The organism is Nonomuraea sp. NPDC050310 (assembly GCF_040655795.1).
Lineage (GTDB): Bacteria > Actinomycetota > Actinomycetes > Streptosporangiales > Streptosporangiaceae > Nonomuraea.
Genome location: NZ_JBFAKP010000026.1, coordinates 68,269 through 94,741 on the forward strand (window position 1 = coordinate 68,269; position 26,473 = coordinate 94,741).

21 protein-coding genes are annotated in these 26,473 nt (G+C 72.0%); 11 read left to right on the forward strand and 10 right to left on the reverse strand.

The window, feature by feature from the left end; all coding sequences use genetic code 11:
• Positions 1-208: 208 nt before the first annotated feature.
• On the forward strand, positions 209-1,312 hold the full coding sequence (locus AB0I67_RS37815; protein ID WP_357934224.1) for a DUF4192 domain-containing protein: 1,104 nt from the start codon (positions 209-211) through the stop codon (positions 1,310-1,312).
• A gap of 255 nt (positions 1,313-1,567) precedes the next feature.
• Here the strand turns inward: AB0I67_RS37815 and AB0I67_RS37820 are convergent, their stop codons facing one another.
• Positions 1,568-1,906 (reverse strand): hypothetical protein, encoded by a 339-nt coding sequence (locus AB0I67_RS37820; protein WP_357934227.1) that lies wholly within the window; start codon positions 1,904-1,906, stop codon positions 1,568-1,570.
• Between the two features lie 133 nt (positions 1,907-2,039).
• On the opposite strand from AB0I67_RS37820, the gene AB0I67_RS37825 reads away from it, so the two are divergent.
• Complete coding sequence (locus AB0I67_RS37825) at positions 2,040-2,642, forward strand: DUF1707 and DUF4870 domain-containing protein (protein ID WP_357934230.1); 603 nt, start codon at positions 2,040-2,042, stop codon at positions 2,640-2,642.
• A 528-nt stretch (positions 2,643-3,170) separates the two neighbouring features.
• On the opposite strand, the gene AB0I67_RS37830 is transcribed toward AB0I67_RS37825, so the two are convergent.
• A complete protein-coding gene (locus tag AB0I67_RS37830) occupies positions 3,171-3,971 on the reverse strand; it encodes a septal ring lytic transglycosylase RlpA family protein (RefSeq protein ID WP_357934233.1) in 801 nt (266 codons plus the stop codon).
• Between the two features lie 785 nt (positions 3,972-4,756).
• Between AB0I67_RS37830 and AB0I67_RS37835 the strand changes: the two genes are divergently transcribed.
• Positions 4,757-5,224 (forward strand): MarR family winged helix-turn-helix transcriptional regulator, encoded by a 468-nt coding sequence (locus AB0I67_RS37835; RefSeq protein WP_357934236.1) that lies wholly within the window; start codon positions 4,757-4,759, stop codon positions 5,222-5,224.
• Between the two features lie 36 nt (positions 5,225-5,260).
• Here AB0I67_RS37835 and AB0I67_RS37840 read toward each other — a convergent pair whose 3' ends face one another.
• Complete coding sequence (locus tag AB0I67_RS37840; protein ID WP_357934239.1) at positions 5,261-8,260, reverse strand: BTAD domain-containing putative transcriptional regulator; 3,000 nt, start codon at positions 8,258-8,260, stop codon at positions 5,261-5,263.
• Positions 8,261-8,375: 115 nt separating this feature from the next.
• On the opposite strand from AB0I67_RS37840, the gene AB0I67_RS37845 reads away from it, so the two are divergent.
• Entirely contained in the window at positions 8,376-9,020 is a 645-nt protein-coding gene (locus AB0I67_RS37845; protein WP_357934242.1) for a M15 family metallopeptidase, read from the forward strand.
• A gap of 57 nt (positions 9,021-9,077) precedes the next feature.
• Here the strand turns inward: AB0I67_RS37845 and AB0I67_RS37850 are convergent, their stop codons facing one another.
• Positions 9,078-10,427, reverse strand: coding sequence for a VCBS repeat-containing protein (locus AB0I67_RS37850; protein WP_357934245.1), 1,350 nt, complete (start codon positions 10,425-10,427; stop codon positions 9,078-9,080).
• Between the two features lie 93 nt (positions 10,428-10,520).
• A complete protein-coding gene (locus AB0I67_RS37855; RefSeq protein WP_357934247.1) occupies positions 10,521-11,894 on the reverse strand; it encodes a VCBS repeat-containing protein in 1,374 nt (457 codons plus the stop codon).
• 120 nt (positions 11,895-12,014) lie between these two features.
• On the opposite strand from AB0I67_RS37855, the gene AB0I67_RS37860 reads away from it, so the two are divergent.
• The gene (locus AB0I67_RS37860) at positions 12,015-12,887 is read left to right on the forward strand and encodes an LLM class flavin-dependent oxidoreductase (protein WP_357934250.1); all 873 of its coding nucleotides are present in this window, start codon (positions 12,015-12,017) and stop codon (positions 12,885-12,887) included.
• A 53-nt stretch (positions 12,888-12,940) separates the two neighbouring features.
• Here the strand turns inward: AB0I67_RS37860 and AB0I67_RS37865 are convergent, their stop codons facing one another.
• Both AB0I67_RS37865 and AB0I67_RS37870 read right to left on the reverse strand, forming a co-directional pair.
• On the reverse strand, positions 12,941-14,467 hold the full coding sequence (locus AB0I67_RS37865; protein ID WP_357934253.1) for an ATP-dependent DNA ligase: 1,527 nt from the start codon (positions 14,465-14,467) through the stop codon (positions 12,941-12,943).
• Positions 14,468-14,680: 213 nt separating this feature from the next.
• Entirely contained in the window at positions 14,681-17,902 is a 3,222-nt protein-coding gene (locus AB0I67_RS37870) for a BTAD domain-containing putative transcriptional regulator (RefSeq protein WP_357934255.1), read from the reverse strand.
• Positions 17,903-17,972: 70 nt separating this feature from the next.
• Between AB0I67_RS37870 and AB0I67_RS37875 the strand changes: the two genes are divergently transcribed.
• Positions 17,973-18,218: a hypothetical protein gene (locus AB0I67_RS37875; RefSeq protein WP_357934258.1), complete on the forward strand. Its 246-nt coding sequence runs from the start codon at positions 17,973-17,975 to the stop codon at positions 18,216-18,218.
• On the forward strand, positions 18,215-19,717 hold the full coding sequence (locus AB0I67_RS37880) for an MFS transporter (protein WP_357934260.1): 1,503 nt from the start codon (positions 18,215-18,217) through the stop codon (positions 19,715-19,717). Before AB0I67_RS37875 ends, AB0I67_RS37880 begins: the two co-directional genes overlap by 4 nt.
• 146 nt (positions 19,718-19,863) lie before the next feature.
• On the opposite strand, the gene AB0I67_RS37885 is transcribed toward AB0I67_RS37880, so the two are convergent.
• Positions 19,864-20,238: an FKBP-type peptidyl-prolyl cis-trans isomerase gene (locus tag AB0I67_RS37885; RefSeq protein WP_357934263.1), complete on the reverse strand. Its 375-nt coding sequence runs from the start codon at positions 20,236-20,238 to the stop codon at positions 19,864-19,866.
• Between the two features lie 34 nt (positions 20,239-20,272).
• Positions 20,273-21,712, reverse strand: coding sequence for a GuaB1 family IMP dehydrogenase-related protein (locus AB0I67_RS37890; protein ID WP_357934266.1), 1,440 nt, complete (start codon positions 21,710-21,712; stop codon positions 20,273-20,275).
• Positions 21,713-21,784: 72 nt separating this feature from the next.
• Between AB0I67_RS37890 and AB0I67_RS37895 the strand changes: the two genes are divergently transcribed.
• The 4 genes from AB0I67_RS37895 (at position 21,785) to AB0I67_RS37910 (ending at position 25,307) form a co-directional block, all read left to right on the forward strand.
• Positions 21,785-22,237, forward strand: coding sequence for an effector binding domain-containing protein (locus AB0I67_RS37895; protein ID WP_357934269.1), 453 nt, complete (start codon positions 21,785-21,787; stop codon positions 22,235-22,237).
• A 79-nt stretch (positions 22,238-22,316) separates the two neighbouring features.
• Complete coding sequence (locus AB0I67_RS37900; RefSeq protein WP_357934271.1) at positions 22,317-22,868, forward strand: RNA polymerase sigma factor; 552 nt, start codon at positions 22,317-22,319, stop codon at positions 22,866-22,868.
• The gene (locus tag AB0I67_RS37905) at positions 22,861-23,739 is read left to right on the forward strand and encodes a CU044_5270 family protein (RefSeq protein ID WP_357934274.1); all 879 of its coding nucleotides are present in this window, start codon (positions 22,861-22,863) and stop codon (positions 23,737-23,739) included. Before AB0I67_RS37900 ends, AB0I67_RS37905 begins: the two co-directional genes overlap by 8 nt.
• Positions 23,736-25,307: a heparinase II/III family protein gene (locus AB0I67_RS37910; protein ID WP_357934277.1), complete on the forward strand. Its 1,572-nt coding sequence runs from the start codon at positions 23,736-23,738 to the stop codon at positions 25,305-25,307. The genes AB0I67_RS37905 and AB0I67_RS37910 overlap by 4 nt, the downstream gene beginning before the upstream one ends.
• Here the strand turns inward: AB0I67_RS37910 and AB0I67_RS37915 are convergent.
• The coding region (locus tag AB0I67_RS37915; protein ID WP_357934280.1) for a hypothetical protein at positions 25,304-26,473 on the reverse strand (1,170 nt) is incomplete at its 5' end. The two genes, AB0I67_RS37910 and AB0I67_RS37915, sit on opposite strands and share 4 nt — an antisense overlap.

The window sequence follows — 26,473 nt, forward strand, 5'->3', positions numbered from 1 at the left end:
TCCCCTAGGCCACCCCGCGGAGCCGCCTTCCCAGGCGCAGCGTCCCCGAGACCCCACCGCGACTCAGCCCACGGCACCTTCCATGCCCCTGCGCCCGCCCCAAACCGGACAGCCCCCTGTCCACAGAAGCACCCCTCACTGCACCCCATCCACAGAACGCCGTTCGATGCCCTCCGCCAGAGGGGGACCTGCGGCACCCTCAACCCCCATGACCGCCGAACCTTCCCCCACCCCCTCCCTCATCCTCACCAACCCCACCGACCTCCTGGCCGCCGTGCCGTACCTCTTCGGCTTCCATCCCGCCAAAAGCCTGGTAGCCCTGGGCATCTCCGGCACCGAACTCCGCATAGCAGCCCGCTGGGACCTCCCCCTCCCACCCCACGCCCTCGACCCCCTCATCCCAGCCACCGACCGCGAAGCCCTCACCCACCTCCTCGCAGTCGGCTACGGCCCCGGCCCGCTGGTCACGCCGGCCATCGACACCCTCCGCACCCTGTCCACCCAAACCGGCCTCCCCGTCGCCGAGGCCCTCCGCGTAGAAGACGGCCGCTACTGGTCATACCTGTGCGACCTCACCACCTGCTGCCCACCGGACGGCTCGCCGTACGACCAAAAAGCCGCCCAGGTATCCGCCGAAGCCACCGTCCAGGGCCTCGTCGCGCACCCCGACCGCGCCACCCTCCAACGCACCCTGGCCCCCTACGACGGCCCCCTCCGCCTAGCCATGCGCACCGCCACCACCGAAGCCGCAACCACCCTCACCACCCGCCTAACCGCCGACGCGCCGGCTCCCACCCCCGTCACCCAGCTCGAGGTCACCGACGCCTTCGCCGCCACCTACGTCGCCGAGGCGCTATCCCGCATCCGCAAAGCCATGGCCTCCGCCACCACAGGCCCCCGCCTAACCGACCACGAAGCCGCCCAGTTGGGTTTCGACCTGGCCATCATCCGAGTCCGAGACGAAGCCTGGACCGCCATGGACGTCCAGGCCCACCTCCCCCTCTGGCGAAACCTCACCCGCCGCCTGGAACCCCGCTTCGTCCCCCCAGCGGCCTCACTCCTGGCCATGGCGGCGTGGCGCTCAGGCGACTGCGTCCTGGCCTCCCTGGCCGTCGAACGCGCCTTGACGATCGACCCGCACTACTCGATGGCCGGCCTCATCCGCCATGCACTGGTCCACATGATGTCCCCGTCCGCCCTGCGCGACCGCATGCCCACCCCAGCCGATCTGGACCGTTCCATGGGCCCACCAAACCATCTGTGGCTGGCCCCCATGCTCGCCCTCCTAGCCAGCGAGGGTGCCACCTCATGACAACCCACCCCGCTCTATGGTTCAGCGGCTAGCCGCTACCCCTGCGGCGCCACGACGCAGACGACACCCGACGTCCAGCGCAGCATGATTCCCGGAGCCACAAGGAATCTCAACCCCAACGCCCCTGCCTTCGAGCCCGGGCGCCGGCCCCGTCGGTGGGCAGCCCTCAGGTTTGGGTTCCCGTCCGGGGCCTCCGCTCGGGCGCTCGGCCCTCAGCCCCCGGCTTCCGCCCCTCAGCCGTGGGGCGCTCGGCCCTCAGGCCTCTTCCTGTCGCCGCCGCTCGTTGTAAGCCCGCATCCGAGCCGGATACCCCGTAAGGTTCACGTCATAGACCGGCAGCCCAAGCCCATGAGCCACCTTTTTGATCACAGCAGGAGCCCCGACCCGCCGCCGGGTCCACTCTCCGTCATCGGCGACCGCAACCGCGGTGGTATCCGTCGCAAACGTCTCAGGCTCGACGTAGAACTCGACCCCACGCCGCGACTTGGCGAACGTGATAAGCGCCTCGATGTCCGCATCGGTCGCTTCGCGGTCGAACTTGGCCACCTTGGGCCCGCGCAGCCGCCGGAGCCCATAGCGGTCTCGCCATCTCATAGCTCCTTTTATACCTTTCCGCGCCCGTCGGCGTCGGGGGCTTCTCCGGGACACCTCCGGGTTGGCCCCGATACCGATCCTTGGCTCCGTTCGTCAGGATGAAGGCAGATCGATCCATCTGGAGGGGACAGGCATGGCAGGCACACCATCGATGACCGGACCGGTGCCGCGCGAGCACCTGCGCGTCACCAACCAGGACCGCGAGAACGTAGTCGATCACGTCAAGGCCGCGTACGCCGAGGGCCGCTTCGACAAGTTCGAGTTCGACGAGCGCCTTGAGCGGGCCATGACCGCCCGTACGCACGCCGACCTCATGCCCATCATGTCCGAGCTGTACGGCACGCAGGCCGGCACCCGAGCACCGTTGCGCCCGCTCCCCGCCGCCCGCCCTGCCCCCGCACCCGTGACTTTCGACCGCGCGCCCGAAAGCAACGAACGCCTCGGGGCCGCAGCCGCCCACGGCCTGGCCGTCGTCGGCCTGCCCATCGTCGGCCCCCTGCTCCTCCTGCTGACCGCGGGCAAGACCTCGCCCTACATCCGGCATCACGCTCTGGAGTCGCTGAACTTCCACCTCACCGTGATCGGCGCGACCTTCCTGCTGCCGTTCACCGTCGTCGGCGTGATCCTGATCCCGGTGATCTGGGTCGCAGCCTTCGTCCTGGCCATCGCGGGAAGCATCTCGGCTCTCTCCGAGGGGCCTTTCCGCTACCCGATGACCTTGCGCCTGGTGAAGTAGCCGTCCGACCGCAGACTGAACTCGGCCTCGCCGGGTCTCATCGCGGGCGGTGGGCGGCGGGGGCTTCGTGTCGGCCGCCGAGCCTTGGCCGAGCCTGATCCAGGCGCGGGGCTTGGGCAGCTACGGGGCGCGCAATCTGGAAGCCGGCGCGGGGCCACTGGGGGAGCTCGCGCTAAGCAGCAGGTTGTTGGTGGGGGTGCCCGAGCGCCGGATACCGGGACGGGGGTGTGACCGAAGATCCAGGGGCTAGCGCCAAGAGCAGGCACTCGCGACTGAGAGCTCAGGGCAAGCGGTCGGGGCCCGAGGGGGATCGGGCTGTGATGCCCAAAGCGTGCGGTCGGCATCGATACATCGGGACCGAGGGGCCGAAGGGCCGGGATCGAGAGGTCGGGGCCGAGGGGTCGAGGGGCCGAAGCTCAGGGGTCGAAGGGCGGGGACCAAAGGGTTGCGGGGCGGGGAGCGAGGGGCCGAAGCCTAGGGGGCGGAGGGTCGGGATCTAGGGCTCGGGTCGGAAGCTCCGAAAGAGGATCAGGAGCGCGAGGAAAGGACCTCGTACCTGACGTGCATGACCCCGGCGTTGGTGTTGCCGATGGCGTCGAAAGCGGCCTCGGACAGGTCAAGGCACCGGCCGCCGACGTACGGGCCGCGGTCGTTGATGCGGACGATCACCGAGGCGCCGGAGTTGGGGTTGGTGACCCGGACCTTGCTGCCGAGCGGGAGGGTCTTGTGCGCGGCGGTCATGGCGGAGGGGTTGAACCGCTCACCGCTGGCGGTCATCTGCGGCTCGCCGTAGTAGGAGGCACCGCAACTGCCGGAGGAGATGACCTGGTAGCGGGGCTTCTTCGGCGTCACCGGCTTGGGGGCGGCGGACTTGGACGCGGTGGGCTTGTCACCCAACGAGCCATTCGACCCGGTAGAGCCCGTGGAGCCGGTCGAACCGGTCGAACCGGTTGAGCCAGTCGAGCCGGTTGGGTCGGTGGACTTGGCGGCGTCGGACTTGGTCCCGGTAGCGGAGTCGCTGGTGGCGCCGCTCGTCGGCTTGCCGGAGGCGGCGTTGGACGGGGCGCCGGTGGCGGCGGGGTTGGCGCTCGGGGAAGTGCCGAGGGCCGAGCCGGCGGCGGGGGCGGACGAGGGGTGGGGGGTGCTCGTCGCCAGGGCCGGGCTGTTCATGGCCTGGGAGGCGCTCATCGTCATCGAGGGGTTCGCGTCGTCCGCGACGGCGGCCCAGGTGGCCGTTCCGGCGATCGCGAGGACGGCGGCGCCGGTGGCGATGGCGGTCCAGCGGCGCTTGCTGGAAGTACGGGACGGGGTGACGTTGTGCTGGCCCAAGGGGAACCACGGTCCTAGATAGGGGACAGGGGCGGGGACCTGGCCGGAAGGGTGCGTCGGCCTTGTCCCAAATGCGGGTCAAGTGAAGCCCGCGACGGGGTTGAACTTATGTGAAGAGCAACCGACAAAGGCAAATTAATGGGACAGATGGTGATATATCTCACCAAGCGTTGGTCGCTGAATCCCAGACCCTAGGCGGTGGATCTTGGGATATCTGGCGTTTTCGGCGATCGAGAACCAACGGGTTTGGGATGAGGGTTTGCCGCTGGAGCGTGGCGCGGGGCGGATGTGGCAGGGGGTATGGGACGGCTCGGGCGTGGGTTTCGGCCGCTGCCGACGCGTTGGCGGCGGGTTTGGCGAGGGGCGTGGGCCGAGGTCGACCCGCGCCTTCGCCCGCGCGCGGTTCGGGATCCAGCGGGTCAGGGCGCCTGCGATGGGCCTTGCGGCCCAGCGGGCGGAACCTCCGAGCGGGCGGAGCTTTCGAGCGGGCGGAGTCTTTGAGCGGGTGGAACCTCAGATGGGCGGAACCTCAAGCGGATGGAACCTCAGGTGGGCGGAACCTCAAGCGGGTGGAACCTCAGGTGGGGGAACCTCCGAGCGGGCGGAGCCTCCGAGCGGGCGCAACCTCAGGTGGGGGAACCTTTGAGCGGGCGCGAATTGTGCAGCGGCGCTCGTGCCTGACAACCCGGGTCGACGGGCGCTTTCGGGCGCTGGGCGGCTTCGGGCGAGCGCGTTGCGAGCGCATTGCGGGAGCGTTGATGACGCGTCAACTACACTGCTGCCCCATGCCTGACCCGCGGTGGCTGACCGAAGAGGAAGCCCGTGCCTGGCGCGGCTACCGTCGTCTGTTTCTCCTGCTCAACCGGCAGATCGCTCGTGATCTAGCGCGCGACTCCGGCCTATCCGAGGCCGACTACGACGTCCTCTCCGCCCTGTCGGAGTCGCCGGGGTCGGAGATGCGCCTGACCGAACTCGCCCGGCACATGCGCTGGTCCAAGAGCCGGCTCTCTCATCACCTCACGCGCATGGAGCAGCGTGGCCTCGTGACCCGTCGGGACGTTCCCACGGACGCCCGTGGCTCCACGATCGCGCTCACCACGACCGGGGTGTCCACCATCCAGCAGGCCGCCCCGCCGCACGTGGCGTCGGTGCGGAGGCACTTCATCGACCTCCTAACGCCGGAACAGGTCGCCGCCTTCGCCGATCTTTCGTGGCATGTCGTCGATCACCTCCTCGAGGCCGAATCCGACTGACCGATCCGCAGGGCGGCAGGACCGGTAGCGGCAGGATCAGCCGGCAGCCTCGCGGAGCTCGTGGAGTTCGCGGGCGTCGTGGGCGGCGAAGACGGTGAGCGCCTGGTCGACGAGGGCCGCGGCGGCGGAGGAGTCGCCGCGGGAGGTGAGAAGGGTGGCGAGGTCACGCTTGGTACGGGCGGCCGGCAGCGGCGTGCCCAGCTCGTCGGAGATGGCGATCGACTCCAGGAAGTGCGCCTCGGCCAGGTCGAGCTGCCCGATGGCGAGGTGGAGCTCGCCGATGGTGCGCTGCATCAAGGCCTCGCCGTACCGGTCGAGGTGGGTACGGCAGGCCTCGAGAGCGTCGACGAGGGGCGGCAGCGAGGCGGTGTCCGCCCGCCCCTGCCGCAGCTCGGCCTTGACGAGGGACTGGACCGCGAAGGCCGCCATGAGCGGATCGCCCACGGCCCGGAAGTGGTCGAGCGCCTGCGAACTGAGCTCGACGGCCTCGCCGTACTCGCCAAGAGCGCGGTGGACGAGGCTGGTGGTGCGCAGGGTGAGGCCCTGGCCCCGGCGGCTGCCGGCCCTCCGGTAGGCGTCCAGGGACTGGCGGAGCAGCGGCCAGGTCTGCTGGTATTCGCCCAGTTCGAGGTGGATGGCGGCGGCGGTGCGGGCGGTGGCGCCGATGGCGATGTCATCGCCGAGCTCGGCGAAGATGGCGGTCGACCGGGTCAGGTAGCCGAGTCCCTCCCGCAGCCGGCACTGCTCGCGGCAGGCGGCACCCAGGCCGGCGAGGACGACGGCCTCACCCCGGGTGTCCCCGGCTTCGGCGTACAAGGGAAGGGCCTGGTTGAGGTGCTCGTGCACCTGGTCGAAGCGGTCGAGGATGTAGTCGATCTGCCCGATGCCGGAGAGCAGGTCGGCTTCGCCGATGCGGTTGCCGGCGCGGCGGGCGGCGTTCAGGGCAGCGTCGGTGCTGCTCGCCCACTCGGTCAGCCGGTTGGCGAGGAAGACGTGCGAGAAGGACAGGACGGCCGCCAGTTCGCAGGCGGCGGCGTCCGCGCCCAGCGAGGCGGCGCGGGCGACGCCGACGATGAGCGCGGGCGTCTCGGTCTCCAGCCAGGCCTGCGGGTGGCTCGCCACCCGCTTGGCGACGCGGTCGTCGACCGGCCACGCCGAGGTGTACTCCGTGCGGAGCATGACCTCGCCCGAGGGCAGGTAGGAGTCGATCATGTTGACGAGCCACGCCCAGCTCCCCAGCGTGCGGGAGAGGGCTGCCGCCCGTTCCTCGGCGGGGTCGTGCGCCTCGGCGCACTCGGCGGCGAACACGCGCAGGAGGTCGTGCAGCCGGTAGCGGGGGTGGCCGGTGGCGTCGGTCATGGCGAAGTCGAGGAGTTGCGCGTCCACGAGACGTTCGGCGATGTCGTCGGCCTCGTCGATGCTCACGTCCAGCAGCGGGGCGATGATCCAGGGCGCGAAGTCGGGCACGCCGAGGAGCCCTAAGCGGCGGAAGGCGGTGCGGGACTGCTCGTCCAGCATCCGGTAGCTGAGGCTGACGCTCGAGCGCACCTCGATGTCGCCGGCGACGAGCTCGTCCAGCCGGCGTCGCTCGTCGGTGAGCCGCGTCGCCATGGTGGCCAGCGACCAGTGCCGCCGGCTCGCCAGCCGGGCTCCGACGGTCCGCACCGCCAGGGGCAGCCGGCCGCACAGCCGGAGGATCTCGCGGGCGGCCTCCGGCTCCGCCTCGACCCGCTCGCTCCCGGCCACCGACCGGAGCAGCGCGAGCGCCGCCTCGACTTCGAGCACGTCCAGATCGGTCAACTGCGCGCCGGCCAGCCCGGCCAGCCGTCCCCGTGAGGTGATCACGACCGCGCACTCGGCGCCGCTGGGCAGCAGCGGCCGGACCTGCTGCTCGTTGCGCGCGTCGTCGAGCACCACCAGGACCTGCCGCTGTGCCAGGAGGCTGCGGTAGAGGTCCGCCCGCTCCTCCGGCGACTCCGGCTGGGCTTCCGGTGCGACACCGAGCGCGCGCAGGAACCGGCCCAGCACCTCCTGCCCGGTCGCGGGTGTGTCGCTGGTGCCGCGGAGGTTGGCGAAGAGCTGGCCGTCGGCGAAGTGCCCGGTGACACGGTGCGCGAGGTACAGCGCCAGGGAGCTCTTGCCCACGCCCGCCTTGCCGGAGATCACCAGGGTCGGCGGTGCCGTACGGCGGGCACCCAGCCTGGCCGTCAACTCGCGCAGCAGCCCGGTCCGCCCGGTGAAATCCGGCACGTTGGGCGGCAGCAACGCCGGCAGAAGCCGCTTCTGGTACGGCGGAGCCGTACCAGACAGCGAGGGATCTTCCCGGAGGATCGCCTCCTGCAGGGAACGTAGCTCGGGCCCGGGGTCGATGCCGAGCTCCTCGACCAGGGCGGCCCGGCCGGTGTCGAACACGGCGAGGGCGTCGGCCGAGCGCCCCAGCCGGTACAGCGCGGTCATGAGCTGCCCTCGGAACCGTTCCCGGGTCGGGTGCGCGGTGACCAGCGCGGTGAGCTCCGGGATGAGGTCGCTGTGCCGGTCGAGACTCAGCTCGGAGGCGATGCGCTCCTCGACGGTCACCAGGCGCAACTCGTCCAGCCGCGCGGCCTCGGCCGCCATGACCTCGCCGATCCCGCCCAGCGCTGGGCCGCGCCACAGCGCCTCGGCGGCGCGCAGGGCCCGCTGGGCGTCGCGGTGCCGCTCCTCCCGCGCGGCCAGGCGGCCCTCTGCCACCAGGTGCTCGAACTGCTGCACGTCCAGGAAGTCGCCGTCCAGGCGCAGAAGGTAGCCGGGCGGCCGGGTCTCGATCACCGTGGAACGGAGCTTGCTGCGCAGGGACGAGACGTAGGTCTGGATCAGCCCTCGTGAGGTGTCCGGAGAGTTCTCGCCCCAGATGAGATCGACCAGGTGATCGGCCGAGACCACCCGGCCGGACCTGACAAGAAGGGCCGCCAGGAGCGCGCGCGGCTTGGGGCCGCCCACCGCCACCCGCCGGTCCCCGTCCCAGACCTCGACGGGTCCGAGCAGCCGAAATTCCATCGAACCCCCGCGTCGAGGAATTGAAGGGAACTTAGAGCGCGCCGCTTCATGATCGACCAGAGATTCGCCAAGTGGAAGGGGTGTGACAAAAATGGTAGATAGTTCGATCGTTCTCATGTCAGACAGGAGGGTGGCGGCGATACCGGCGGTCGACTGCGGGGAGTCGCTGTTCGACCTGCGTAAGCTACCCGCTTTGGCGCTGGACGACCGGTTGGCCGACGCCGAGGGGGCCTTCGCCCACCTGCGCATCGGCGTGGTGGACCGGCTGGTGTCGGCGCAGGGGATGCTGCCGGACGGCTGGCGCCTGCTCATCGTCGAGGGCTATCGGCCCCTGTCGCTGCAGCGGCACTACTTCACCCGCTATGCGGCCGAGCTCCGCGCGGCCAACCCGGAGTGGAGCGAGGACTACCTGCACGTGCAGGCCAGCCGCTCGCTCTCACCGCCCGAGGTGGCCCCGCACGTCTGCGGGGCCGCCGTCGACCTCACGCTGCTCGACGCGGACGGCGCCGAGGCGGACATGGGCGGGGAGCTGAACGCGGCCCCGGAGGAGGACGGCGGAGCCTGCTACACCGAGCATCCGGGACTGTCCGAGCACGCGCGGGCCAACCGGCGCATCCTGATCGACGCCATGCGGGCCGTGGGGCTGGTCAACTACCCGACCGAGTGGTGGCACTGGTCGTACGGTGACCGGTACTGGGCGCTCAGGACCAACGCGCCGGCCGCGGTCTACGGCCCGGTCGACTGGCCGTTGAACCGCTGACATGGCGAAACGCCGGGGCGTCGTGGAGACGACGCCCCGGCGTTGCCGTTCCGGTCCTCAGCCGGGGAAGTGGGGGGTCCAGCCGGTACCGGGAAGCGTGGTGCCACCGCCGAGGCCGGTCGGGGTGGTGTTCCAGAGGGTGACCTGGTCGTTGTACACGCCGGCGAGGTCGTCCCGGCCGTCGCGGTTGAGGTCGCCGGGGCCGACCAGGGTGGCGGCGTACTTGTTCCAGCCGGTGCCGGTGGAGGTGAACGTGCCGGCGATGCCGTTGGCGCCGTTGCCGTACCAGAGGGTGATCCGGTCGTTCTTGACGCCGGCGAGATCACCCTTGCCGTCGCCGTTGAAGTCGCCGCCGACCGGGCGGGTGTAAGGCGCCCAGCCGGTGCCCGGAAGCATCTGGGCGGACCCGAAGGTTCCGGTCCCCGTCCCGTTCCAGATGAAGAGGCGGTCGTCGGCGATGGCGGCGAGATCGGCGTGGCCGTCGCTGTCCAGGTCGCCCGGCGAGACCAGAGTGGCGGCGTACTTGTTCCAGCCGGTGCCGGGCAGGGCGGGGAGCGGGACGAAGCTGTTGGGGCCGGTGCCCTTCCAGAGATGGAGCTGATCGTTCTTGACGGCGGCCAGGTCGTTCTTGCCGTCACCGGTGAAGTCGCCCGCGACCGGCCTGCTGTACGTCTCCCAGCCGGAACCCAGGAGCTGGACCGGGCCGAGGCTGTTGCGACCGTCGCCGTTCCAGATGGTGAGCCGGCCGGTGGCGGCCGAGAACACGTCGCCCGTGCCGTCGCCGTCGAGGTCGGAGGTGGCCGAGGCCCACAGCGCATCGACGATCTTGCCTGCGTCGGCGGCCTGGGTCTGGTACCGGTCGGGGTAGGCGGAAACCTGGACCGCCTGGCAGACCTCACCGATCGGCGCGCTCGCCCAGGAGCCCTCGGGGTACTTGCTGATCATCGAGTCGAGGAAGCGGTTCGTGGCCCAGACGGGGTCGAGCCGGTTGCTCTCGCTGCCCCACGAGTCGCGCTGCTGGAACAGGCCGAGGCTGTCGTGGTCGACCTTCTCCGCGACGTTCTGGATCGTGCTCTCCACGATGGTGGTGGTGATCGCGATCACCGCCGCCCGCTCGGACAGGCCGCGATCGCGGACCGCCTTGACCACCTTGCGGGCGCACGAGGCGCGGTAGCCGGTCATCGCGCCGGCCAGGGAGCCGGTGAGGACGCCGTTGAGCCGGGCGGCCAGGTCGGTGTCCGCCGCGGTCGTGCCTTCGGATGCGCACGGGGCGGTCAGGTAGGACACGAGCAGGTCGGCGGCGGGGGACTGGCCTTGATCGGGCGCGGCCAGCGCCGGAGCCGAGAGGGCGGACAGGGCGAGGAGGCTGAGGGTGGCGGTGGCGGCGAAGCGCTTGGGGGAGATCATCTGACTGGTCCTAGGCGTGACGGCGTGGCCGGGCATGGGGTCCCGGCCACGCGGGGGAAGGGGGAGCCCTCGTGGGGAGGGGAGGTGTTCGGCTCAGCCGGGCAGGTGGGCGGTCCAGCCGGTGCCGGGCAGGGTGATGCCGGTGCCGACGAGGGTCCCGGTGCTGTTCCAGAGGGTGAGCTGGTTGTTGGCCACGCCGGCGAGGTCGTCACGCCCGTCGCGGTTGAGGTCGCCGGCCGGGGTCAGCGTGGTGGCGAACTTGTTCCAGCCGGTGCCCGTGGTGGTGGCGGGGACGCCGACGCTCCGGGCGCCGTTACCCGGCCAGATGGTGAGCCGGTCGTCCTTGATCGCCGCGATGTCACCGATGCCGTCGCCGTTGAAGTCGCCGCCGACCGGATGCCCGTAGGCGCCCCAGCCGATGCCGGGGAGGGGCGGGTTGCCCACGAAGGTGCCGGTGCCGGTGCCGTCCCAGATGTAGAGCTGGTCGTCGTGGATGCCCGCGAGGTCGGCATGGCCGTCGAAGTTGAGGTCTCCGGGGGAGATCAGCGTGCCGGCGAACTTGTTCCAGCCGAGTCCCGGCAGGGGCGCCCCGGTGCCGAAGCTGTTCGGGCCGGTGCTGTTCCAAATGTAGAGCTGGTCGTTCTTGACGGCGGCCAGGTCGTTCTTGCCATCGCCGTTGAAGTCGCCGGCGACCGGCCTGCTGTACTGGGCCCAGCCGGTGCCGAACCCCTTGCCCGTCAGGACGCTGTTGGCGCCGGTGCCGTTCCAGATGGTCAGCCGGTCGGTACCGGTGGCGAAGATGTCACCGACGCCGTCACCGTCCAGGTCGGAGGTGGGCGGGAGGTCGTCGACGATGTTCTTGTAGCGGATCGGCGTGTAGTTCTGGATGCTCGCCCAGGACTCGTCCCCGATCTGACCGTGGGAGTTCTGGCTGGGCCCCTTCGCCCAATCGTCCTGCCAGCCGTCCGGGGTGACGGTGCCGCCGCCGTTGAGCGAGTAGGTCCACGCGCCCTTGGTGTGATCGCCCGGGTCCTTCCAGCTCGCGAAGAGCTCGATGTGCCCGTCGTTGACGATCGCGTCGCCGGGACGCAGGTCGTGCGGGCTGCTCAGCACGGTCTTGCCGGACCAGTTGAGGAAGCCGGTCGTGTTCAGACCACCCACCGAGGCGGAGGCGGTGATGTGCCAGGCCATGGAGACCAGGCCCGAGCAGTCCGGGCCGTACTTGTTGTCCCCCTCGATATCGGTGTAGAGCGTGCCGGCGTCGCGGGTCTTGTTGTAGCGGACCGCTCGCTCGACCCAGTTCTGTGCGCGTCGCAGGACCTCGGACCGCGTGATCTTGCCGTCCGGCTGGCTCACGACGGCGTGGGCGGCGGTGGGGGTGATCGCGAGGTTCACGGCGGTGGCGGTGAAGGTGGCGGCGACCAGCGCGAGGCCGGAGAACAGGCGGGCGGTGGACTTCTTGTTCATCGCGTTTCCTCTGGGTTCGCGAGGCCCGGTCGGCCTCGGTGATCTCAGATTCCGGCGAGCCGCTGGAAATCCCCTTCAAGCCTCTTTCAAGGGGCTTCATGCGGGCTTAGAGTTGGTGACATGTCAACAAAACAGCTTTTGCTCGGACTGAACGTCGCGACCTCTGCGAGCGCGGGAGCCGATCCGGTCGGGGAGGCTGTGCGGGCGGAGGAGGCGGGGTTTGACTTCGTTTCGGCGGCTGATCATCCGGCGACTGCGGAGGCGAGCTTCGAGACGTGGACGATGCTGGCGTGGATCGCGGCCAGGACGGAGCGGATCCACGTCGCGACCAGGGTGCTCGGCGTGCCGTACCGGAATCCGGCCCTGGTGGCGAAGATGGCGGAGACGTTCGATCGGCTGTCGGGCGGGCGGTTGATCCTGGGGCTGGGTGGGGGGTATTCGGACGAGGAGTTCAGGGCGTACGGCATGCGGGTCCCGACGGCTCGGGAGAAGGTGGACGGGCTGGAGGAGGCGATCCGGATCACGCGGGGGCTGTGGGCGGAGCGGGAGTTCAGCTTTGCCGGGCGGTATCACCAGACGGTCGAGGCGCCGCTGGAGCCCAAGCCGGAGCGGCGGATCCCGCTGTGGCTGGGGACGTTCGGGCCGCGGGCGCTGGAGGTGACGGGGCGGCTGGCGGACGGGTGGATTCCGTCGCTGGGGTTCGCCGGGCCGGAGCGGGTCAAGGGGATGCGGGAGCGGATGCTCCGGGCCGCCGAGGGGGCTGGACGGGATCCGGCGGAGATCACGTGCGCGTACAACGTGGTGGTGCGGGTGGATGAGCGGGCCGAGCCGAGAGACGGGCAGGTCAGGGGAGCGGCTGGGCTCGTGACGGAGACGTTGCTGGGGTTCGTGGAGCTGGGGTTCAGCGCGTTCAACTTCATGGTGGACGGGCCGGAGCAGGTTGAACGGCTGGCTGGAGAGGTGGTTCCGGAGCTGCGGGCCGCCGTCGGCTGATTCGGGCGGCGGAGTCGCTACAGCGGGGACGGCGCAGCTTCGGGCTTCGGGGGCTAGAGGAGGAGGGCGCGGACGGTTTCGACGGTGTCGGCTTCCTCGGCGCGCTTGTCGGGGCGGTAGCGCAGGACGCGGGCGAAGCGGAGGGCCATGCCGCCCGGGTAGCGGGGGGAGCGCTGGACGCCGTCGAAGGCGATCTCGACGACGACCTCGGGCCGTACGGTGACCACCAGCTGGTCGGTGGGGCCCTCGGCTAGGGACAGGAAACGTTCGGTCTGCCAGGCCAGGAGCTCGTCGGTGAGGCCCTTGAAGGTCTTGCCGAGCATGACGAAGTCGCCGGTCTCCGGGTCACGGGCGCCGAGGTGGAGGTTGGAGAGCTTGCCCTCGCGCCGGCCGTGGCCCCACTCGACGGCGAGGACGACGAGGTCGAGGGTGTGCCGCGGCTTGACCTTGATCCAGCCGGCGCCCCGGCGGCCGGCGGCGTAGACGGACGACGGGGACTTGACGACCAGCCCCTCATGGCCGGCGCGCACGACCTCGGTGAACCAGTCGGTGGCGGCGGCGACGTCGTCGGTGACGATCCGCGGGGTGATGAGCTCGGCGGGTGCCAGACGGGCCAGGGCCTTCTGACGCTCGGAGTACGGCAGGTCGAGCAGGTCCTGGCCGTCGAGGCGGAGCAGGTCGAAGAAGTAGACGCTGAGCGGGGTGGCCTCACGCAGCCGGGCGACGTCGATCTTGCTGCTGACCCGGGAGCCGGTGACCTGGAACGGGTGCGGCCGGCCGTCCGGACGCAGGGCGATGACCTCGCCGTCGAGGACGAGATCGGTCGCGGGCAGATCGAGGACGGCCTCGACGAGCTCGGGCACCTGCGGGGTGATGTCGTCGAGGGTCCGGGTGAAGACCCGGACCTCCTGACCGTCGCGGTGCGCCTGGACGCGGATGCCGTCGAGCTTCCACTCCAGGGACGCCGGGCCGCCGATCTTCTCCAGGGCGGCGGCGACGTTGGGAGCGCTGCCGGCGAGCATGGGGGAGATGCCGCGGCCGACCTCCAGCTTGAAGGCGTGGAGCGCCTCGACGCCCCCGGACAGCGCGGCGGCGCCCACGGCGGGGAGCCAGCCGCGCAGGGTGAGGGCGCGGCGGACGTCGGCCGAAGGGGCGCCGGAGGACTTGGCGACGGCCTCGATCATCACGCCGTCGAGGGCGCCCTGGCGGAGCTCGCCGCTGAGCAGGCGGATGAGGAAGGACTGCTCCTGGCTGGTCACGCCGGCGAACAGCTCGTGGACCAGGGCCTTGCGGGCGGCCTGGGAGCCTTGGCCGGAGACGGCCTTGATGCGGGTGAGGAGGGCGTCGATGTCGGTGAGGGTGGCGGTGGCGACCAGCTTGGGCTGGGGCAGGTCCTGGAGGGTGCGCCAGCCTACGCCGATCTGGCGTTGCGGCAGTTCGCCGGAGAGGTAGGAGATGGCGATCTCCGCCTCGTCGGGACCTACCCGGCCGAGCAGTTCGGCGAGGTGACCGATCTTGCCCAGGCGGGCGGAGGTCCTTGCCACTGCCTCCGAAACTCGTACGACATCGATGAGGAGCACAGGTCAATCGTGCCTTATCGCACTGACAAATGTCCCGCGCCGACCAGCGGGTTTCCGGGGGAGGTGGGGGAGTTGGGCGGGGTTCTGCGGGAGGAAGGGGAAGCCGCGTGGGTTCGCCTGGAGGAGGGAAGCGTGGCGGGCTCCCCTAAGAGGAAGGGGGAGCCGGCCGGGGTCGTGGGCGAGTCGGTGGGGTTCCGGAGCTCCCCCAGGGGGTCAGAGGGTGTGGGGTGGGGTGGCTTGTTCGGTGGTGAAGCGGGACTCGCCCAGGACGGCCACGGCGGCGGCGGTGATGCGGGAGACGTCGAAGCGTTCCCCCTCGGGCAGGGGAGCGCCGACGGAGGCGCGGTGGGCGGCGGCGGTGCCGAGGAGGCGGGCGGCCTCGGCGGGATCGCCGGCGGCCAGGCGGACCCCGGCCAGCCCCTCCAGGGCGAGCGCGAGCGCCCGCGGGTCGCCGGTCTTGCGCGCGGCGGCGAGCCCCTCCTCGTGCCAGGCCGCGGCCCGGTCGAGCTCGCCGCGTTGCTCGGCCACGAAGCCGAGCTCGGCCAGGATCAACGACAGCGCCGCGTCGGAGCCCAGCCGGCGGTCCCAGCCGAGCCAGCGCAGCAGGTACGCCTCGGCCTCGTCGAGCCGCCCTTGGCGGCGGGCGCTGAGCGCGAGCCCGAGGTCGGCGAACTCCTCGCCGAGGACGTACCCCTGCTCGGCGGCCAGGCGCGAGGCCCGGCCGTGCAGGTCGTCTGCCTTGGCGTGGTCGCCGTTGAGGAGGGCGATGCGTCCCAGGTAGGCGAGCTGGTTGGCGGCCTCGGAGCCCAGGGCGAGCTCCTCGGCCAGGCGCAGGGCCTCGCGGTGCATCCGCTCGGCCCGGACGTAGTCGCCGGTGATCTCCGCGTGCGAGCCGAGCGAGGACAGGGCGTACAGCAGGCCCCACCGGTCGCCGAGCTCCTCGAACAGGGCGCGGCTCTGCTCGCCGTACTGCGCGAGCCGTACCAGATCGCCGCGTAGCATCGCCTGCCTGGCCATGGTGGACAGGACCGCCGCGGTGCCCCACCGGTCGGCGGTCGCGGTGAAGGCGGCGAGGGTACGGCGGGCGGTCTCCTCCAGCTCGGGCTGGTCGCCGACGCCGAGCCTGGAGTGGATCAGGAACCACTCAGCCCTGGCCACCTCCGTCGAGGCCCTGGCGACCTCCGTCGAGGCCCTGGCGACCTCCGTCGAGGCCCTGGCGACCTCCGTCGAGGCCCTGGCCACCTCCGTCGAGGCTCTGGCCGGCTCCAGCGAAGCCCTGGCCACTTCCAAGGAAGCCTCGGCCGGCTCAAGAGAGTCGCCGCCCGGAGCCAGGTCGCTGGGCAGTTCGCCGACGCGCAGCGAGAAGGCGGCCAGCCACAGCCGGGCGACCCGCCGCGCCGGCTCCAGCCCGGCCGACTCGAAGCCGGCGGCGATGGTGAGCCAGCGCCGCCCCTCGCCCAGCCGCCCGCGCAGCACCCAGTACCAGGCCAGCGCGTTGACCATGGCCAGCACCCGGGCGTGCTCGCCGTGCCGCAGGGCGGAGTCGAGTGCCAGGCGCAGGTTGCCGGTCTCGGCGTCCAGCACGGCCAGCCAGTGCCGCTGCTCCGGCCCCCGCAGGTACGGCTCGGCCGTCACCGCCAGGCCGGCGTAGTAGGCGCGGTGCCGCGAGGAGATCAGCTCGTCCTCGCCCGCCTCCCGCAACCGCTCCGAGGCGTACGCGGCGACCGACTCCAGGAGGCGGTAGCGCGGCGGCTCGGTGACGGTGGAGAGGGCGACCAGCGAGCGGTCGACCAGCGCGGGCAGCACGGTGAGCACGTCCAGCCCGGTCTCCCCGGCGATCTGCTCGACCGCGCGCAGGGTGGAGCCGTCGGCCTGGACCGCCAGGCGGCGCAGCAGCGTCCGCTCGTCGTCGCCGAGCAGGCTCCAGCTCCAGTCGATCATCGCGCGGAGGGTGCGCTGGCGGGCGGGCGCGCCGGTGTGGCCGGTGGTGAGGAGCTGGAAGCGGTCCTCCAGCCGGGCGGCCAGCTCCTGCACGCCGAGGGCGCGGACCCGGGTGGCGGCCAGTTCGAGGGCCAGCGGCAGGCCGTCGAGGTGGCCGCAGATGGTGGCCACCGCGGCGGCGGTGCCGGCGTCGAGGGTGAGCTGGGCGCGCTGGGCGAACAGTTCGGCGGCGGCGGGCTCGGCCAGGGGCTGGACCTGCCGCAGCAGCTCGCCGGCCAGGCCGAGCGGGCGCTGGCTGGTGGCCAGGATGCGCAGGTCAGGGGCGGTGCCGAGCAGGCGGGCGGCCAGGTGCGCGGCGGCCTCGATCACGTGCTCGCAGTTGTCGAGGATGAGGAGCATGCGCTTGCCGCGCAGGCTCTCGGCCAGGCGTTCGGCGGCGCACGCGCCGGGGGCGGCGGCGCTCTCGTCCCGGAGCCGGAGCGCGGCCGAGACCGTCTCGGCGAGCAGTACCTCCAGATCGGGGGTGGCGCTGCCGTCGGCCGGATGGACCGGGCTGAGCTCGGCCAGCCACACCCCGTCGGTGAACCCGGAGACGGAACCGCCCACCTCCAGGGCCAGCCGGGTCTTGCCGACCCCGCCGGGCCCGGTGAGCGTGACGAGCCGCGCCTCGGCCAGGGCCCGGCCGAGCTCGCTCACCGTCTCGGCCCGGCCGACCAGCGGGGTCAGCGGGACGGGCAGGTTGCCCGCGGGCGCGGCGGGCGCCTCCAGGTCGGGGTCCTGGGCGAGGATCGCCTGGTAGAGGGCGGTGAGCTGGGGTCCGGGATCGACGCCGAGCTCGTCGGCCAGCCGCTCGCGCACCTCGCGGTAGCCGTCGAGGGCCTCGTTCTGCCGTCCGGCGCGGTACAGCGCCCGCAGGTGGACGGCCCGCAGCCGCTCGCGCAGCGGGTGCCGGGCGACCAGGTCGCCGAGCTCGTCGGCCAGCGCCTGGTGCTCGCCGAGGTCGAGCCGCGCCTCGGCCCACTCCTCCAGCGCGGTCAGCCGTACCTCGGTCAGCCGGGCGATCTCCGCCGCGGCGAACTCCTCGTCGGCGAAGTCGGGCAGCGCCTCGCCCCGCCACAGCCCGAGCGCCTCGGCCAGCAGCCGCGCCCGCTCGGCGGGATCGGCCAGGGCGCGCGCCTGGACCACCAGTGACTGGAAGCGCAGCGAGTCGACCGCGTCGGCCGGCACGTCGAGCACGTAGCCCGGCGCGCGCCACACGACCAGGTCGCGGCCGAGCGCGCGGCGAAGCTGCGAGACGCGCGTCTGGAGCGCACCCGTAGGGCTGGCCGGCAGCTGGCCGGGCCACAGATGGTCGATCAGCCGGTCGGCGGGAACGACGCGGCCGGCCTCGACGACCAGGGCGGCGAGCAGGGTGCGGACCTTCACCTCGGGGATCCTGACCGGCCGGCCGTCCGGGTCGTGGACCTCCAGCGGACCAAGCACCCCGAAACGCATGGGGTCACCGTACCCAAAGCGGATCTGGAGCCGATCCGTAGGGCTGCCCGGCACTGTGTGGGACATGCGAGTGGCGATTCTCGTCGACCGCTCCGGCCCCGGCCGGAAGCTGGCCGACTGGCTGGCGGAACAGGCCTGCCTGCAAGGGCTGGAGGTCGATCTGATCGACCTGTCGGTGGCCCCGGCGGCGGACCTGGGGCCGTGGCTGGCCGACGCCGACGCCTACGTGGTGGTCACCCCCTGCGAGGTCCCTGCGGACCGGCCGGCGGTGTATCCCGCGGACCTGCTTGAACAGATGCTTAAGGAGATCGAATGAACCGCGCGGGTGCTCGGGAGTGGCTCGGCCTCTCTGTGCTGCTGCTTCCCACCGTCCTGCTCTTCCTGGCCATGACCGTGTTGTTCCTGGCCACGCCCCAGATCGCCCCGGACCTGCGGCCCAGCGGGGCGCAACTGCTGTGGATCAATGACATCTACGGCTTCATGATGGCCGGCCTGCTGGTGGCCATGGGCACCGTGGGCGATCGGATCGGCCGCCGCAAGGTGCTGCTGTTCGGTGCGGCGGCCTTCGGCGTCGCCTCGGCGGTGGCCGCCTTCGCGCCGACCGCCGAACTGCTGGTCGCCGCCCGTGCGGTGATGGGCGTGGGCGCGGCGGCGGTGATGCCCTCGACGTTGTCGCTGATCAGCAACATGTTCCACGACGCCAGGCAGCGGGCCACCGCGATCGGCTTGTGGGCCGCCTCCATCTCGGCGGGCGTCGCGCTCGGGCCGCTGGTCGGCGGCGTGCTGCTGGAGTCGTTCTGGTGGGGCGCGGCGCTGCTGGCCGGCGTCCCGGTGATGGCCCTGGTGCTGGTCGGCGCGCCGCTGCTGGTGCCGGAGTACAAGGCGCCGGGCGGTACAGGCCGCCTGGACGCGCTCAGCGTGGTGCTGTCGATGGCGACGCTGCTGCCGCTGGTCTACGGGATCAAGGAGCTGGCCAAGGCCGGTCCCACCGCCGCCGCCCTGCTCACCATCGCCGCGGGGCTCGTGCTCGGCACCGCCTTCGTCCGCCGTCAGCTCCGCCTGGAGACGCCGCTGCTGGACGTGCGGCTGTTCACCAACCGGCTGTTCAGCGGCGCGCTGGCGGTCTTCATGCTCGCCGCGGTCGCCCTGGGCGGCGTCTACCTGCTCTTCACCCAGTACCTGCAGCTCGTCGCCGAGCTGTCGCCGCTGGAGTCGGGCCTGTGGATCCTGCCCGCCGCGCTGGCCCTGGTCGCGGTCTCGACCTACACCCCGGCCATCGCCCGGCGCATCCGCCCGGCCTACGTGATCGCCGCGGGCCTGCTGGTCGAGGCGGTCGGCTACATCATGCTCACCCAGGTCGGCGTCGACGGGCTGCCGCTGCTGGTCGCCGGGTTCTTCGTGCTCTACCCGGGCATCGCGCCGACCATGGCGCTCACCCCGGGCCTGGTGATCGGCGCGGCGCCGCCGGAGAAGGCCGGAGCCGCCTCCGCGGTGACCACCACCGCCAGCGACCTCGGCACCTCGCTCGGCGTCGCGCTGCTGGGCAGCGTCGGCACCGCCGTCTACGCCGCGCTGCTGCCCGCCGGGGTCCCGGCGCAGGCCGCCGAGAACCTGACCACCGCGCTCTCGCTCGGCGGGGCCGATCTGGCCGCTCAGGCCCGTGACGCCTTCACCGGGGGGCTCAACGTCGCGGCCGGCGTCGCGGCGGGGCTGGTGATCATCGGGGCGCTGCTGTCGATCGGGCTGCTGCGCCGCGTCCCGCCGACCGAGGCCGCCCCGGCTGCCGCGGAGGACAAGGAGCTGGTCAGCCACTAGAAGCCAGGTGTACGGCAGAGCAAGAGGAAGAGGAGCCCACGCCCGCCGTACACCAGGAAAAACCGGGAACCGGAAACCACCGGAGACCGGGAGGAAAACGTGAAGGGCGGACCCCGGCAGGGGCCCGCCCTTCACGCGCGCCAGGGTCAGCGCACGCCGAGCAGGTCGACCACGAAGATCAGGGTCTCGCCCGGCTTGATCGCGGCGCCGGCGCCGCGGTTGCCGTAGCCGAGGTGCGGCGGGATGACCAGCTTGCGGCGGCCGCCCACCTTCATGCCGGCGACGCCCTGGTCCCAGCCCGCGATGACGCGCCCCGCGCCGAGCGGGAACTCGAAGCTGTCCCGGCGGTTCCAGGACGCGTCGAACTCCTCGCCGGAGGAGAACGCCACGCCCACGTAGTGGACGTTGACGTTGTGTCCGGGCTTGGCCTCTTCGCCGTCACCTTCCCAGATGTCGACGATCTCGAGGTCGGCGGGCGGGTTGCCCTCCGGGAAGTCGATTTCCGGCTTCTCGAGTGCCACGTGTTTCTCCTTGATTTCGAGCGAACGTCCCAAGCTACCAACTCTGGTGCAGCGGCATGCCCTCGCTGTAGCCGGAGGAGCTCTGGATGCCGACGATCGCGCGCTCGTGGAACTCCTCCAGGCTGGCCGCGCCGGCGTAGGTGCACGAGGAGCGGAGGCCGGCGACGATGGCGTCGATCTGGTCCTCGACGCTCGGGCGCGCCGGGTCGAGGTACATCCGCGAGGTGGAGATGCCCTCCTCGAACAGCGCCTTGCGCGCCCGGTCGAACGGCGAGTCCTCGGCGGTGCGCAGCCGGACGGCCCGCGCCGAGGCCATGCCGTAGTTCTCCTTGTAGACCCTGCCCTTGGCGTCGGTGCGCGCGTCGCCGGGGGACTCGTAGGTGCCGGCGAACCACGAGCCGATCATCACGTTGGCCGCGCCGGCGGCCAGCGCGAGGGCCACGTCGCGCGGGTGGCGCACGCCGCCGTCGGCCCACACGTGCCGGCCCAGGCGGCGCGCCTCCAGCGAGCACTCCAGCACCGCGGAGAACTGCGGCCGGCCCACGCCGGTCATCATCCGCGTGGTGCACATCGCGCCGGGGCCGACGCCGACCTTGATGATGTCCGCGCCCGCGTCCACCAGATCCTTGACGCCCTCGGCGGTCACCACGTTGCCCGCCGCGACCGGCACGCCGGGCTCCAGCGCCCGTACGGCCCGCAGCGCGGAGATCATCTTCTCCTGGTGCCCGTGCGCGGTGTCGACGACCAGGCAGTCGACGCCGGCTTCGAGCAGCTCCTTGGCCTTGGCCGCGACGTCGCCGTTGACGCCGACCGCCGCGGCGATGCGCAGCCGGCCCTGCGCGTCGAGCGCGGGCTGGTAGAGGGTGGCGCGCAGCGCGCCGGTACGGGTGAGGATGCCGATCAGCCGGCCCTGCCCGTCCACGATCGGGGCCAGCCGGTGGCGGCCCTCGTGCAGCCGGTCGAAGGCGGCCCGCGGGTCGAGCCCGGCGGGCAGTGTGAGGAGCTCGGTGGACATGACCTGCTCGATCTGGGTGAACATGTCCACGCCCGAGCAGTCGGCCTCGGTGACCACGCCGATCGGGCGGTGCTCGCCGTCGACCACGATCACCGCGCCGTGCGCGCGCTTGGGCAGCAGGTTGAGCGCCTCGCCGACGGTGGCGTGCGCGGTCAGCGTGAGCGGGGTGTCGTGGACCAGGTCGCGGTGCTTGACCCAGTCGACCACCTCGGCGACGACGTCGATCGGGATGTCCTGCGGGATGACCGCGATGCCGCCCCGGCGGGCGACCGTCTCGGCCATGCGCCGCCCCGCGACAGCGGTCATGTTGGCCACCACGATCGGGATGGTGGTGCCGGTGCCGTCGGTGGTCGACAGGTCCACGGCCAGCCGGGAGCCGATCGAGGAGCGCGAGGGCACCATGAAGACGTCGCTGTAGGTCAGGTCGTGCGCGGGCTCGATCCCGTTAAGAAACTTCACGTTCGTCTACCTTATTCGGCGATGGGGCATGAAAGAGCTTTCCCCTGTTCATCAGCCCTTATGATCGGATGCATGGACGTGATCGACCGGAGTGAACTCCTAGTGGTCGGCCTCGCCGTACGGACGTCGAACGCCGATGAGGCGGATCCGGAGCGCGCCCGGCTGCCGCGGTTGTGGCAGCGGGCCGGAGCGCCGGGGGCTTTCGCGCACGTGCCGGGGCGGATGGACGAGAATCTCTACGCGGTGCTGACCGACTACGAGAGCGATCACCACGGCGCCTACACGCAGGTCGTGGGCGTGGCTGTGCGCGCGGTGCCCAAGCTGCCCGAGGGCATGGTGGCCGTGCGGGTGCCGGCGGCGCCGACGGTGCGGATCGAGGTGCGCGGCCAGATGCCGGGCGCGTTGATCGAGGCGTGGCAGCACATCTGGAAGCTCACCGAGTCCGGCGCCCAGCCGGCCCGGTCCTTCCGGACCGACCTCGAGGTCCACCACGATGGCGGGGCGGACATTTACCTTTCTGTATGAAATTTCCTGAACCTGCGTGAAAGCGAAGCGGTCGAACGGGTGATACCCCTCGACCGCTTTCGTTTCCGGAAGGCTTCAGATGACCGTGACCGAGGTGCCGAACCTCGCCGACTCCTTCAGCGAGGTGTTCGACGCGTACTTCGGGGAGATCCACCGCTACGTGGCCCAACGCCTCGGGGTGGACGACGCCGAGGACGTGGTCGCGGAGACCTTCCTGGCCGCCTACCGCAAGCGTGAGCACTACGACCCGGCGCGGGCCTCGGTCCGCACCTGGCTGTACGGCATCGCCACCAACCTGGTCGGCAAGCACCGCCGGGCCGAGGTCAGGGCGCTGCGGGCCATCGCCCGGCACGGCGTGCCCGACCCCGCGAGCGCCGGGCACGAGGAGCGGGTGGCCGCCCGCGTCAGCGCGCAGAGCCTGCGCCCCAGCCTGGCCGCGGCCATCGCCCGGCTCAACTCCGGCGACCGCGACGTGCTCCTGCTCGTCGCCCTGGCCGGGCTCTCGCACGAGGAGATCGCCGAGGCGCTCGGCATCCCGTACGGCACGGTCGGCTCCCGGCTCAGCAGGGCCAGGAGGAAGCTGCGCGACGCGCTGGGCGGCGCCAACCCCATGGAGGCCGGTCATGGATGAGCTGCGCGAGGTAATCGACCTGTACGGCGAGCCGTCCGCCGATCCCGGGGCACGCTCCCGGGTGTGGGCGCGCGTGGAGCAGGAACGGACCCGGCAGACCGGACCGCGCGGCCGGGTGCGTTCGTCGCGCCGCCCGGGGACGCGGGTCCTGGGCGCGTGGTCGGCGGCCCTGGTCGCCGCCGCGGCCCTGATCGTGGTGGTGCCCCGGCTCGACGCGAACCCCCCGGCCGGACCCGCGGCGACCGGCGAGCCGGTGCGGCTCCGCGGGCGGTCCATCCTGCTGGCCGCGGCGAGCCACGTCGAGAGCGCCCCGGTGGCCGGGCAGGGCCGGTTCTGGCACGTCCAGCGGATCGCCGGCGGCCGGGTGAGCGAGCTGTGGGCGGCCAGGACCGGCGGCGCGTGGCAGCGCACCGGCGGCCGGGGCGAGGCCACGCCGCTCGCGCGGCCGTTCACCGTCGCCGGGCGCGGCCTCAGCCTGGCGCAGATCCAGGAGTTGCCCGCCGAGCCCGACCGGCTGACCGCCGCGATGAGCGCGCTGTTGCCCGCCGATCTGGCCGGGAGGACCCGCGAGGGCGTGCTCGCCGACGCGCTCAGCGGGCTGCTGTGGAGCAAACCCGCCCCGCCCGCGGTCCGGGCGGCGGCCTACCGGGCGCTGGCCGGGCTGCCCGCGGTGCGCCTGCTCGGCCCGGCCACCGACGAGCGCGGCCGGTCCGGCATGGCCTTCGCCTACGACCTGGCCTGGCCGCGCCCGGCCCACCGGGAGCTGATCATCGATCCGGCCGACGGCCAGGTGCTGGCCTCGGTGACCGACGGGCGTCCGGAACTGATCGCCCATGCCGGCTGGACCGACCAGGGCCCGGTGAGCAGATGAGGACGCGCCGGATCGTGCTCGCCGGCCTGCTCGTCCTGATCTCCCTGACGCTGTGGGACCGCCCGGCGGTGCCCAGCCTCGCCGGGACCGCGGGCCGGCCGGTCTGCGACCGCGCCCAGTTCGCCCAGGCCGACGCGCTGAAGGGCCCGGTCTCCTTCCACGGCCTGCCGCCGGTCGAGCTCGGCGCGGACCTCGACTGGCGCATGGACCCGCACCGCAACCGCTCGTGGATGCTGAGCCTGCACGCCCTGCGCTGGATGGGCCGCCTGATCGTCGAGTACGAGCGGACCGGCGACGGCGCCTACCTGGAACGTGCCAAGCGCATCACCAGGGACTGGGTGGAGGACAACCCGCGCGGCGGTTCCGGCACCAGCGAGTGGGCCTGGGCCGAGCACGCCGTCGCCCTGCGCGCCCCCACCCTCGTCTGCCTCAGCGAGCACGTGCGGGACGGCTGGCTGGCCGAGAGCATGGCCGAGCACGCCCGGGTCCTGAGCGATCCGTCCCTCTACCGCGCCGGTCACAACCACGGCCTCGACCAGGACATCGCCCTGCTCAGCCTGGGCTGCCGGCTCGACGTCGCCGGCTGGCGCGACCTGGCGCTGCGCCGGATGACCAGCTCGGCCGAGCTCGCCATCGACGGGCAGGGGGCGCTCGCGGAACAGGCCCCGCGCTACGGCGTCTACGTCCACCAGCGCCTCGGCGTCGCCTTCACCGCCGCCCGCCGCTGCGGCCTCGCCCTGCCGGCCGGGCTGCGGGCCAGGCGGACCGCGCTGGAGACGTACATCGCGCACGCCACCCGGCCCGACGGCCGGCTCGTGCCGCTCGGCGACAGCCCCGCCGACCTGCGGCCCACCGGGTTCCCGCGGCCATCCTCGCCGGTCGGCGTCTTCACCGGCGGCTACGTCTTCGGCCGCGGCGGCTGGGGGCCGAAGGCCGCCTACTACTCCATCCGCTTCGGCCCCGGCCGCCGCCTGCACGGCCACGAGGACCACCTCGGGCTCACCTACCGGGCCGGCGGCCAGGACGTCCTGGTCGAGGCCGGCTTCCACTCCTACGAGAAGAGCCCCTACGTGGCCTGGACCGCGACCCCCGAAGCGCACAACGTGCCGCTGGTCGAGGGCGAGCGCTTCCGGCCCGGCACCGCCACCCGCCTGGTCCGCTCCCGCATCCAGCCGGTACGGCAGGCGTACGAGCTGACCGACGACGCCTTCGGCGTCAGCCGTACCAGGAAGGTGCTGGTCCACCACGGACCGGACGCCATGGCCGTGCTGGACAGCGCCGGCGGCGGCCGCAGGATCCGCACCGTCTGGCATCTCGCGCCCGGGGCTCAGCTCACCCTCGTGCAGTTCGAGATGCCCGGCTGCGTGCCCGCGGCCCCGCCCGCGCGCAAGGTGGAGCGGATCTCGACCGGCTATCTGAAGACGGCCGAGTCCACCACCTTGACCTCGCCCCCCGCGCGTTCCCTGCTGACCGTCATCGTCCCGGGACGGGCGCGGGTGACGTGCGACGGGGCGAAGATCCGGGTCGGCGCGAACCTGACGATCCCCGCCGATCTCGATGTGGGCTAATCCCGGTCCGTGCAGGTGATCTTGAGGGGGGCCGGCTTGGTCACCAGACCGCCCGCGGGCTCAAGGATCTTGACTCGGACCGTGCCGTCCCACTTCCGTAGTGCGAAGGCCGTCGAGAGGCCGGTCGTGCCCTGGCCGGTGAACGTGTACGTGAGGGTCTTGCCCTCAAGCGGGTCGCCGTTCTTGTCGATGTACTGGTACTTGACGGTCTGCGCCGTGAAGGAGCGCAGCGCGACGCTCACCCTGAAGCTGCCCTCCGCACACTTCCCGTGGTAGGTGGCCGGGTGGACCTGAGGGATGTCGGCGCCCACGGTGTGGCAGGTCCAGGCGAAGGAGTCCGTGCGCGACGGCTCGTTCTGCGAAAGGACCTCCAGCGTCAACCTCTCGGTCCTGCTCGCGCTGAAGAAGACGGGCCTCATGATCTTCTGCTCCTCGCCGGCCTTGAGCGTCAGACTCTGCTCGGGCTGTGCGGAGCCGTTCACCATCCAGCGGAAGCGGACGGTGGCGGCGCGGTCGGCCGACACCATCGACGAGACCCGCATGCTCCAGGGGCACAGACCGGCGTCCTCCGCCACGTCGGAGACCAGCGGGCTGAGCGCCACGACCGGCTGGGGGTCGTTGGTGTTGCAGGTGACGTGGAAGTCGTAGGCCGCGCGCGGCTTGTTGTAGTTGTCGACGACCAGCTCGACCTTGCCGGGCCGGGTGGCGGTGAAGACGTGGTCCACCCGCGTCTGGCCGGGGGCGGTGAAGGTGTGCTTCTCCCCGGCGCTCGCCTTGCCGTCCACGACCCAGTGGTACTCGACGGTCCCGGCCTGCGAGGCCTGGAGCGCGGCCCGCGCGGTGAGCTGCGGGGGCGGGGTGCAGGAGCCGTTGTAGGCGCCGACCTCGAGGTCGGCGATTCTGACGTCGGCCTCGGGGGCTTCCTTGCAGGTGAAGGTGTAGGTCTTGGTCGCGTTGCCCTTGCCGCCGGTCAGGCGCAGTTCGACGGTGTGCCGGGTGCCGGCCTTCTCCTCGCGGCCGGCGTGGTGCCAGGCGAGGGTGGCGGTGGCGGTGCCGTTGGCGAAGGTGGCGGTCTGCTCGTCGCCGGCCTGGCCGTCGCGGACCCAGTGGTATTTGATCGTGGCGGCGGTGCCGGCTTTGCGGGTGATGACGCCGGTGGCCTGGTA

Excerpts from the sequence above, each read along its gene's own strand:
- AB0I67_RS37910 (WP_357934277.1), top strand. The coding sequence starts at position 23,736 with ATGAGGACGCGCCGGATCGTGCTCGCCGGCCTGCTCGTCCTGATCTCC.
- AB0I67_RS37860 (WP_357934250.1), top strand. The coding sequence starts at position 12,015 with ATGTCAACAAAACAGCTTTTGCTCGGACTGAACGTCGCGACCTCTGCG.
- AB0I67_RS37870 (WP_357934255.1), bottom strand. The coding sequence starts at position 17,902 with ATGCGTTTCGGGGTGCTTGGTCCGCTGGAGGTCCACGACCCGGACGGC.
- AB0I67_RS37835 (WP_357934236.1), top strand. The coding sequence starts at position 4,757 with ATGCCTGACCCGCGGTGGCTGACCGAAGAGGAAGCCCGTGCCTGGCGC.
- AB0I67_RS37815 (WP_357934224.1), top strand. The coding sequence starts at position 209 with ATGACCGCCGAACCTTCCCCCACCCCCTCCCTCATCCTCACCAACCCC.
- AB0I67_RS37845 (WP_357934242.1), top strand. The coding sequence starts at position 8,376 with ATGTCAGACAGGAGGGTGGCGGCGATACCGGCGGTCGACTGCGGGGAG.
- AB0I67_RS37895 (WP_357934269.1), top strand. The coding sequence starts at position 21,785 with ATGGACGTGATCGACCGGAGTGAACTCCTAGTGGTCGGCCTCGCCGTA.
- AB0I67_RS37850 (WP_357934245.1), bottom strand. The coding sequence starts at position 10,427 with ATGATCTCCCCCAAGCGCTTCGCCGCCACCGCCACCCTCAGCCTCCTC.
- AB0I67_RS37905 (WP_357934274.1), top strand. The coding sequence starts at position 22,861 with ATGGATGAGCTGCGCGAGGTAATCGACCTGTACGGCGAGCCGTCCGCC.
- AB0I67_RS37840 (WP_357934239.1), bottom strand. The coding sequence starts at position 8,260 with ATGGAATTTCGGCTGCTCGGACCCGTCGAGGTCTGGGACGGGGACCGG.
- AB0I67_RS37820 (WP_357934227.1), bottom strand. The coding sequence starts at position 1,906 with ATGAGATGGCGAGACCGCTATGGGCTCCGGCGGCTGCGCGGGCCCAAG.
- AB0I67_RS37880 (WP_357934260.1), top strand. The coding sequence starts at position 18,215 with ATGAACCGCGCGGGTGCTCGGGAGTGGCTCGGCCTCTCTGTGCTGCTG.
- AB0I67_RS37825 (WP_357934230.1), top strand. The coding sequence starts at position 2,040 with ATGGCAGGCACACCATCGATGACCGGACCGGTGCCGCGCGAGCACCTG.
- AB0I67_RS37855 (WP_357934247.1), bottom strand. The coding sequence starts at position 11,894 with ATGAACAAGAAGTCCACCGCCCGCCTGTTCTCCGGCCTCGCGCTGGTC.
- AB0I67_RS37900 (WP_357934271.1), top strand. The coding sequence starts at position 22,317 with ATGACCGTGACCGAGGTGCCGAACCTCGCCGACTCCTTCAGCGAGGTG.